Raw genomic sequence first — 6,787 nt, forward strand, 5'->3', positions numbered from 1 at the left:
CCCGCCTCGGCCAGTTCGACCAGGCGCTCGATGCCGTAGCGCCAGTAGCTGACCCCGCCGTGCACGGAAATCAGGACGACCTTGGCGTGCTGCAGCACCTGCTCGACATAGAGGTCGATGGAGGCGTGATTGCTCAGCTGCGCCGGGCTGGCCAGGCGCAGGCTGGGGTAATCCGCCGGCAGCTGCCGCGCCACCTCGGCCAGCAAGGACAGGTGCGAATCGCCGGTACAGAGGATCACCAGCTCGGCCGGGGTCTGGCCGAGGTCGGCGATGCTGTCGGCCGGCACTTGCGCGCCGGGCTGGGTGCGCAGCAGGTGCATGGCTTAGCCCCCGATTGTCGGGTAGGGCGGACTCAGGAGCGCAGCGATCAGTCCGCCATCGTGGCCATTATTACGGCGTACTGCTGCACGAGTACGCCCTACACGCGAGCCCTGCATCAGCGCAATGCCGCCTGCAGCTCGGCTTCGATGGCGGCGCGGTCGAGCTGCTGGCCGATCACGATCAGGCGGGTGATGCGCGCCTCGTCGGCCTGCCAGGCGCGGTCGAAGTGCTTGTCGAAGCGCTGGCCGACGCCTTGCAGCAGCAGGCGCATGGGTTTGCCCGGAATCGCCGCAAACCCCTTGATGCGCAGGATGCCGTGAGCACTCACGGCGGCTTTCAGCGCCTGCAGCAGACGCGCCTCCTCGGCCTCCGGTAGTTCCACGTGGAACGAATCGAATTCGTCGTGATCGTGTTCTTCATGACCTTCCAGATCGTGGTGGGTCTTGCGCCCGTCGATATGCAGCTCGGTCTCGCAGTTGAGACCGAGCAGCACGTCCAGCGGCAGTTCGCCGCCATGGGCTTCGACGACCTTGACCGCCGGCGGCAACTCCTCGGCCACTTCGGCGCGCACCGCGGCCAGGGTCTCGGCGTCGAGCAGATCGGCCTTGTTGAGGATGACCAGGTCGGCGCTGGCCAGCTGGTCGGCGAACAGTTCGTGCAGCGGCGATTCGTGGTCGAGATTGGGGTCGAGCTGGCGCTGGGCATCGACCTGCTCGGGGAAGGCGGCGAAGGTGCCGGCGGCCACCGCCGGGCTGTCGACCACGGTGATCACCGCGTCCACCGTGCAGGCGTTGCGGATTTCCGGCCAGTTGAAAGCCTGCACCAGCGGCTTGGGCAGGGCCAGGCCGGAGGTTTCGATGAGGATATGGTCGAGGTCGCCACGGCGTGCCACCAGCTCGCGCATCACCGGGAAGAACTCCTCCTGCACGGTGCAGCACAGGCAGCCGTTGGCCAGTTCGTAGACCCGGCCGTTGGCTTCTTCTGCGCTGCAACCGATCGAGCACTGCTTGAGGATTTCGCCGTCGATGCCCAGCTCGCCGAACTCGTTGACGATCACCGCAATCCGCCGGCCATCGGCGTGGCTGAGCATGTGCCGCAGCAGGGTGGTTTTGCCGGCGCCGAGAAAGCCGGTGACTATGGTGACGGGAAGTTTGGCGAGCGTTTTCATGGGCGACCCTGCGTGGCTGCGAAAGAAATACCAGCGGGCAGGGGCGACAGGCGTGGCGATAGAACGCGCCAGCCATGCACCACCGGAGCACCCCGCCCGGTTGTCGAAAGCGTGGCGAGGCAGGTCTCCTGGCTCACGACCGGGCTGGCGAATACTCGCCGGCCATTCCCTTCGCCTTCCCGCGCGGACGCAGTGGCGGTCGGGCCGTCGCTCTCAGGCGGCAGACCAACACAAGGGTACGAGTCGTTTACAGTTGCGGGGGCAGCCAGGGCATAACCCTGTTCCCTCTTAGCTTCGGTGGCAAAACCGAAGAACCTCGACGGGGGTGAAGGCTACGCAGTGCCCGCAGACAGGTCAATCGCCGCAGTTGACGGGCAGGCCCGCTTCGTGATGTTCTAAAAAGCTGTTTCAGGTGTCTCGCGCGTCGCTGCGCGAGGTGAAACGGGAAGCCGGTGCGCCCTCTGTGGCAATTCCGGCGCTGCCCCCGCAACGGTAAGCGCATGTCAGGGTCGATTTAGTCACTGGGCCACACGGCTTGGGAAGGCTGCCCCTCCCACTGTCCAGTAGACAGTCTGCGCAAGCCCGGAGACCGGCCTGAAGCGTTTTCTTTGGCAACCTGCGGTGGGCAGGTACGCGCCGGTATCCCGCCTGTTCAGGGTCGGGTTCTTGCTGCGTTCCTTCTGCATCGCCTCAACAGCAGAAGGTCAGCATATGTCCCACAGCACTCTAGCCGCTTCATCCAGCGTCACCCTCCCTCTGTCACAACGCCTGCTGCTGGCCCTCGCCAGCTGCCTGCTTGGCGCCGCGCTGATTTTCGTCGCCGGCTTCTCGCCTATCGAGGCCATGCACAACGCGGCCCACGATACCCGCCACAGCGCCGCCTTCCCCTGCCACTGAGACTACTCCCATGCTTAAGCGTATCGCCCAGACGGCAGGCTTCTCCGGCCTGTTCGCCGCCATTGTGCTGACCCTGCTGCAAAGCCTGTGGCTCACCCCGTTGATTCTCCAGGCGGAAACCTTCGAAGGCAGCGAGCCGGCTGCCGAAGTGGCCAGCGGCCACAGCCTCGCCGCCGCCGCAGCGCCCCACGAGCACGACGATGGCCATAGCCATGACGGCGAAGCCTGGGCTCCCGAAGACGGCTGGCAACGCACCCTGGCCACCGGCCTGAGCAACCTGGTGGTGGCCGTCGGCTTCGCCCTGATGCTCGCCGGCCTGTTCACCCTGCGTGCGCCGGGTCGGACCTGGCAGGGCCTGCTCTGGGGCCTCGGCGGTTTCGCCACCTTCTCCCTGGCGCCATCCGTGGGCTTGCCGCCGGAGCTGCCGGGCACCGCCGCCGCCGACCTGCTGCTGCGCCAGTACTGGTGGCTCGGTACCGCCGTGGCCACCGCTGCCGGCCTGGGCCTGTTGGCATTCGGCCGCCACTGGCCGCTGCGCATCCTCGGCCTGCTGCTGCTGGCGATTCCGCAGCTGATCGGCGCGCCGCAGCCCGAGCTGCATTCGAGCCTGGCCCCAGCAGCCCTGGAGCAGGAGTTCATCCGCGCCTCGCTGCTGACCAATGCGCTGTTCTGGGCGGTACTGGGCCTGGCGGCCGCCTGGTTCTACAGCCGTCCCCAGCAGAGCGCCTGAGCCGCTGCCATGGTCAGCGGGGGCGCGCCTGCCACGCGCGGGTTGATCTATGTCGCCGGGCTGGGCTGTCGGCGCGGCTGTTCCCGCGCGCAGTTGTTCGACCTGCTGCAACAAGCGCTGCAGCCGCACGGCTTGCAGCCGGCCGAACTCAGCGCCCTGGCCAGCAGCAGCCATAAGCAGGACGAACCCGGCTTGCGCCAACTGGCTGAACAGCTGCACCTGCCTATCGCCTGGCTGCCGGCCAGCCAGCTGAGCCACTACCACCAGCGACTCGGGCAGACCTCGGCGCTGAGCCTGCAGATCACCGGCAGCGCCGGGGTGGCCGAAGCCAGCGCCCTGGCCCAGGCCGAGGTGCTGAGCGGACAACGCGCCGAACTGCTGGGGAAAAAACTGCGCTCGGCCAACGCCACCTGTGCCCTGGCCAGGGCGCAGCTTCTGGAGACTCTATGACCGTCTACTTTATCGGCGCCGGCCCTGGCGACCCGGAGCTGATCACCGTCAAGGGCCAGCGCCTGCTGCGCGCCTGCCCGGTGATCCTGTACGCCGGCTCGCTGGTGCCTGAGGCAGTACTTGCGGGCAATAGTGCCGAACTGGTGGTCAACACCGCCGAACTGCACCTGCAGGAGATTGTCGGGCTGATCCGCCAGGCCCACGCCAAGGGCCAGGACGTGGCCCGCGTGCATTCCGGCGACCCCTCGCTGTATGGCGCCGTCGGCGAGCAGATCCGCCAGCTGCGCGCGCTGGCCATTCCCTTCCAGATCATCCCCGGGGTCACCGCCACCGCCGCCTGTGCCGCCCTGCTGGAATGCGAACTGACCCTGCCCGAGGTGTCGCAGACGCTGATCCTTACCCGCTACGCGAGCAAGTCGACGATGCCCGCCGGCGAGCAGCTGCACGACCTGGCCCGCCACGGCGCGACCATGGCCATTCACCTGGGCGTGGTGCACCTGGGCAAGATAGTCGCCGAACTGCTGCCGCATTACGGCGCCGACTGCCCGATCGCCGTGGTCCATCGCGCCAGCTGGCCGGATCAGGACTGGGTCAGCGGCACCCTGGCCGATATCGAAGAACGGGTGCACGCCAAGGGCTTCCGCCGTACCGCGCTGATCCTGGTGGGACGGGTACTGAACGCCGAACAGTTCGCCGATTCGGCGCTGTATAACGCCGAACATCGGCATCTATTCAGGTCGTCAGACGCCTGAGCGCTTACGCAAAAAGCGCACCTGCCGCAAGTGACGCGACAGGCGCCGAGCAATTCGCTCTAGCGATCCACTATCCCCAGGGTGTCACTCAACGCAGGCAGTGCACCTGGGTACGAGGGCGCGCGGTTTATTCACAAGCCCTGAGGCCGTACAGACTCAAATCCACCTTGCCGAGGTTATCCACAATGGCTATCTCGGCGCCCAGCTCGCGCAGGCGCGCGTTCAGGTCGCTGGCGTACAACTCGCGGAGAAAACCTGGGTAGTCGACGCGCTCGCCAGGCGGCAGACGCGTCATCAGGTAGGCGTGCAGAACCGGCAGGCGAAACTGCCAGGCGGCAGTGGCGCAGACAAAGCCGGCCGCGCGCAGCCGGGCGATACCAACCTGATCGCCCGACAGTACGGCCCGGCAACCATCGAATAACAGCGCCAGGGCAGGACTCATGCGCCCGTTACTCCACCGTCACGCTCTTGGCCAGGTTGCGCGGCTGGTCGACGTCGGTGCCCTTGAGCACGGCGACGTAGTAGGACAGCAGCTGCAGCGGAATGGTGTAGAGGATCGGCGCCAGGGCATCGTGGATATGCGGCATGTTGACCACATGGGTGCCCTCGCCGTTGGTCATGCCGGCCTGCTGGTCGGCGAACACGATCAGTTCGCCGCCGCGGGCGCGCACTTCCTGCAGGTTGGATTTGAGCTTTTCCAGCAGCTCGTTGTTCGGCGCCACCGTGACCACCGGCATGTCGCTGTCGACCAGGGCCAGCGGGCCGTGCTTGAGCTCGCCGGCCGGGTAGGCTTCGGCGTGGATATAGGAGATTTCCTTGAGCTTGAGCGCGCCTTCCATGGCCACCGGGTACTGCGCGCCACGGCCGAGGAACAGCGCGTGGTGCTTCTCGGCGAACAGTTCGGCGATCTTCTCCACCACCGTGTCCATGGCCAGGGCTTCGCCGAGGCGGGTCGGCAGGCGGCGCAGCTCGTCGACCAGTTCGGCCTCCAGCGCCGGGTCCAGGCTGCCGCGCACCTGGCCGATGGACAGGGTGAGCAGCATCAGGGCCACCAGCTGGGTGGTGAAGGCCTTGGTCGAGGCCACGCCGATTTCCGGGCCGGCCTGGGTCAGCAGGCACAGGTCGGACTCGCGCACCAGCGAGCTGATGCCGACGTTGCAGATCGCCAGGCTGGCCAGGTAACCGCCCTGCTCGGGGCTCAGCGCCTTGGCGTTGCGCAGCGCGGCCAGGGTGTCGGCGGTTTCGCCGGACTGGGAAATGCTGATGAACAGGGTGTCGGGTTGCACCACCACCTTGCGGTAGCGGAATTCGCTGGCCACCTCGATCTGGCAGGGAATCCCGGCCAGTTCTTCCAGCCAGTAACGGGCGACCATGCCGGCGTGATAGCTGGTGCCACAGGCGACGATCTGCACGTTCTTGACCCGGGCGAACAGCTCGGCGGCCTGTGGGCCGAACGCCTGGACCAGCACCTGGTTGCCGCCGAGGCGGCCTTCCAGGGTGCGCTGCACGACCTTGGGCTGTTCGTGGATTTCCTTGAGCATGAAGTGGCGGAACTCGCCCTTGTCGGCGGCCTCGGCGCCTTCGTGGTACTGCACGTTCTCGCGCTGCACCGGGTTGCCGTCGACATCCCAGATCTGCACGCCATCGCGGCGGATCTCGGCGATGTCGCCCTCTTCCAGGTACATGAAGCGGTCGGTGACCTGGCGCAGGGCCAGTTGATCCGAGGCGAGGAAGTTCTCGCCCAGGCCCAGGCCGATCACCAGCGGGCTGCCACTGCGCGCGGCGAGCAGGCGATCCGGCTGCTGCGCGCTGATCACCGCCAGGCCATAGGCGCCGTGCAGTTCCTTGACCGCGGCCTTGAGCGCGGCGGTCAGGTCGCCCAGGCTCTGCAGCTTGTGCTCGAGCAGGTGGACGATGACTTCGGTGTCGGTGTCCGAGCTGAACACATAGCCCAGGCCCATGAGCTGAGCACGCAGTTGCTCGTGGTTTTCGATGATGCCGTTGTGCACCACTGCCAGATCAATGCCGGAGAAATGCGGGTGGGCATTGCGTTCGCTCGGCGCGCCGTGGGTGGCCCAGCGGGTGTGGGCGATGCCCAGACGACCGGCCAGCGGTTCGGCAACCAGCGCGGCCTGCAGTTCGCTGACCTTGCCCACCCGGCGGCGGCGCTCGAGCTGGCCCTGCTCATTCAAAAGCGCCACACCGGCGCTGTCGTAGCCGCGGTATTCCAGGCGTTTCAGGCCTTCCACCAGCACGGCGGTGATGTTGCGTTCGGCGACGGCGCCCACGATGCCACACATAGTCTTGCTCCTTTAATGCTCTACGGCGGCGCAGATCAGGTTGACCCCGCGCGCCCTCAGTTGTTCACGCACCTCGGCATCGAGGCGCTCGTCGGTGATCAGGGTATGGACGCTGCTCCAGGGCAGTTCCAGATTGGGAATCTTGCGGCCGATCTTGTCGCTCTCGACC

The 6,787-nt window shown here is 66.8% G+C and carries 8 protein-coding genes, 1 pseudogene and 2 riboswitches; of the genes and pseudogenes, 4 read left to right on the top strand and 5 right to left on the bottom strand.

What is annotated here, in order from left to right; genetic code table 11:
* Nucleotides 1-320, bottom strand: a 320-nt coding sequence (locus ABZE94_RS19165) for a hypothetical protein (protein ID WP_372877485.1), incomplete at its 3' end; no start/stop codon positions are given.
* Between the two features lie 116 nt (nucleotides 321-436).
* Nucleotides 437-1,489, bottom strand: a complete 1,053-nt coding sequence (cobW, locus tag ABZE94_RS19170) for a cobalamin biosynthesis protein CobW (RefSeq protein WP_372877487.1) — start codon at nucleotides 1,487-1,489, stop codon at nucleotides 437-439.
* Between the two features lie 100 nt (nucleotides 1,490-1,589).
* A riboswitch (cobalamin riboswitch) is annotated at nucleotides 1,590-1,823 on the bottom strand.
* 59 nt (nucleotides 1,824-1,882) lie between these two features.
* Nucleotides 1,883-2,102, top strand: a riboswitch (cobalamin riboswitch).
* Nucleotides 2,103-2,200: 98 nt separating this feature from the next.
* On the opposite strand from cobW, the gene ABZE94_RS19175 reads away from it, so the two are divergent.
* From ABZE94_RS19175 to cobM, 4 genes are read left to right on the top strand one after another with little or no spacing between them, the layout of a single operon-like run.
* On the top strand, nucleotides 2,201-2,386 hold the full coding sequence (locus tag ABZE94_RS19175) for a CbtB domain-containing protein (protein ID WP_372877489.1): 186 nt from the start codon (nucleotides 2,201-2,203) through the stop codon (nucleotides 2,384-2,386).
* A 10-nt stretch (nucleotides 2,387-2,396) separates the two neighbouring features.
* Nucleotides 2,397-3,116 carry a CbtA family protein gene (locus ABZE94_RS19180; protein WP_372877490.1) on the top strand — a complete coding sequence of 240 codons (720 nt, stop codon included), beginning with the start codon at nucleotides 2,397-2,399 and terminating at the stop codon, nucleotides 3,114-3,116.
* 9 nt (nucleotides 3,117-3,125) lie between these two features.
* Entirely contained in the window at nucleotides 3,126-3,566 is a 441-nt protein-coding gene (locus ABZE94_RS19185; RefSeq protein ID WP_372877492.1) for a cobalamin biosynthesis protein, read from the top strand.
* Complete coding sequence (gene cobM / locus ABZE94_RS19190; protein WP_372877494.1) at nucleotides 3,563-4,318, top strand: precorrin-4 C(11)-methyltransferase; 756 nt, start codon at nucleotides 3,563-3,565, stop codon at nucleotides 4,316-4,318. The genes ABZE94_RS19185 and cobM overlap by 4 nt, the downstream gene beginning before the upstream one ends.
* Nucleotides 4,319-4,445: 127 nt before the next feature.
* On the opposite strand, the gene ABZE94_RS19195 is transcribed toward cobM, so the two are convergent.
* The 3 genes and pseudogenes from ABZE94_RS19195 to ABZE94_RS19205 all read right to left on the bottom strand — a co-directional run.
* Nucleotides 4,446-4,760, bottom strand: coding sequence for a hypothetical protein (locus ABZE94_RS19195; RefSeq protein ID WP_372877496.1), 315 nt, complete (start codon nucleotides 4,758-4,760; stop codon nucleotides 4,446-4,448).
* A gap of 7 nt (nucleotides 4,761-4,767) precedes the next feature.
* Nucleotides 4,768-6,618 (bottom strand): glutamine--fructose-6-phosphate transaminase (isomerizing), encoded by a 1,851-nt coding sequence (gene glmS / locus ABZE94_RS19200; RefSeq protein ID WP_372877498.1) that lies wholly within the window; start codon nucleotides 6,616-6,618, stop codon nucleotides 4,768-4,770.
* A 12-nt stretch (nucleotides 6,619-6,630) separates the two neighbouring features.
* Nucleotides 6,631-6,787, bottom strand: a pseudogene (locus ABZE94_RS19205) (XRE family transcriptional regulator); the annotation flags it as partial.

Source organism: Pseudomonas sp. (assembly GCF_041601375.1).
GTDB lineage: Bacteria > Pseudomonadota > Gammaproteobacteria > Pseudomonadales > Pseudomonadaceae > Aquipseudomonas.

Coding starts and splice junctions, on each gene's coding strand:
- glmS (WP_372877498.1), bottom strand. CDS start 6,618: ATGTGTGGCATCGTGGGCGCCGTCGCCGAACGCAACATCACCGCCGTG.
- ABZE94_RS19180 (WP_372877490.1), top strand. CDS start 2,397: ATGCTTAAGCGTATCGCCCAGACGGCAGGCTTCTCCGGCCTGTTCGCC.
- cobW (WP_372877487.1), bottom strand. CDS start 1,489: ATGAAAACGCTCGCCAAACTTCCCGTCACCATAGTCACCGGCTTTCTC.
- ABZE94_RS19185 (WP_372877492.1), top strand. CDS start 3,126: ATGGTCAGCGGGGGCGCGCCTGCCACGCGCGGGTTGATCTATGTCGCC.
- ABZE94_RS19175 (WP_372877489.1), top strand. CDS start 2,201: ATGTCCCACAGCACTCTAGCCGCTTCATCCAGCGTCACCCTCCCTCTG.
- cobM (WP_372877494.1), top strand. CDS start 3,563: ATGACCGTCTACTTTATCGGCGCCGGCCCTGGCGACCCGGAGCTGATC.
- ABZE94_RS19195 (WP_372877496.1), bottom strand. CDS start 4,760: ATGAGTCCTGCCCTGGCGCTGTTATTCGATGGTTGCCGGGCCGTACTG.